Consider the following 1495-nt stretch of genomic DNA (forward strand, 5'->3'; position numbering starts at 1 on the left):
GCTGTTCCTGTCCGGCGATCCAGGCCGCCTGGTCTTCCAATACGGGCCGCAGAAACAGTTCCTTCAAAGGCACGCGGACCGAGAACTGTTGATGGATGGCGGCTGCCAGGCGGGAAAGTTTTAAGCTATGCCCACCCAGCTCAAAGAAATTGTCTTTCACCCCTGCCTCACGCGAGAGCAACTGCTGCCATATTGTTGCCAGCAACGCTTCCGTAGCATTGCGGGGAGCAATATAGTTCGTATGTCTTTGTCCGTTATCTGCCGGCAATGGCAGGCGGCGTTTATCCACCTTACCGTTGGCCGTCAGCGGCAGGCCGTCCAATGCTACAAAATAAGCCGGCACCATATAGCCCGGAAGCCTTTCGGACAGCCAGCTACGGAGCAAGGCAATATCAATTTCAGCGGCACTTACCGTGTAAGCGACCAGTTCTTTTTCGCCAGGCTGTATTTCAGCAGCGACCACCACTGCCTGTTGTATCCCTTCATAGCCCTGAATAGCATGAGTGATCTCACCCGGCTCTATCCGGTAGCCGCGCACTTTCACCTGATCATCGGCACGACCGCAGAACAACAATGTTCCGGATGCCGTCCATCTGCCTACATCGCCTGTTTTATACAGACGCTCCCCGGGAATAAAAGGATGTGCTACAAACTTTTCGGCCGTCAGGGCAGGATTGTTCAGATAACCACGGGCCAGTCCATCGCCTCCTACCCATATCTCTCCGGCCACACCTATTGGACAAAGTTGCGCAGCCTTGTCCAACACATAAGCGGTGCTGTTGCTCACGGGTCTGCCGATGGGAATTTCCACCTGCGATGCTTTCACCACATGGCACAGGGAGAAAGTAGTATTTTCCGTAGGCCCGTAACCGTTAATGATTGTCAGCTGCGGACAGGATTCCTGTAAAATGCGTACATGCGCTGCTGATAGTTTGTCTCCTCCCGCCAACACCGTTTGCAGTGAGCGGAAAATATGCGGCGACCTGTCTATCAGCTGATGGAACCATCCGGCGGTAAACCACATCATCGTCACGCCCTCCCGGTTGATCAGTTGCAACAATCGTTCATCATCCAGCAATACGTCCAGTGAGCTCATCACCAGCGTACCGCCATGCAGTAACATGCTCCAGTATTCAAAAGTGGTAGCATCAAAGGACACTGCCCCTGTTGACAGTAAAACCTCCTCTCCTTTCAGCTGCACATAATTACATCCCATTACCAACCTCGCCACGCTCTGTTGCTCAATCATCACTCCTTTGGGCTTGCCGGTGGAACCGGAGGTATACATCACATAGGCCAGGTCTGCGGATTGATTGATTTGCTCCGGCAGCTGATCGCTATAACCGGCGGCATGCGCGCGGAAGTCCGCCAGCGCTGCGGCATCGATCACCAGGCGGCAGCCGCTGTCGGCGATCATATAGTCGATACGCTCCTGCGGATAGCTGGTATCCAGCGGCAGGTAAGCACCGCCTGCTTTCAGGATAGCCATCAGCGT

At 54.3% G+C, this 1495-nt stretch carries 1 protein-coding gene; it reads right to left on the minus strand.

The window, feature by feature from the left end; all coding sequences use genetic code 11:
• Positions 1–1495, minus strand: a 1495-nt coding sequence (locus B5D63_RS33960) for a non-ribosomal peptide synthetase (protein WP_159456271.1), incomplete at both ends; no start/stop codon positions are given.

It is taken from the genome of Chitinophaga eiseniae, from assembly GCF_900167135.1.
Classification (GTDB): domain Bacteria; phylum Bacteroidota; class Bacteroidia; order Chitinophagales; family Chitinophagaceae; genus Chitinophaga; species Chitinophaga eiseniae.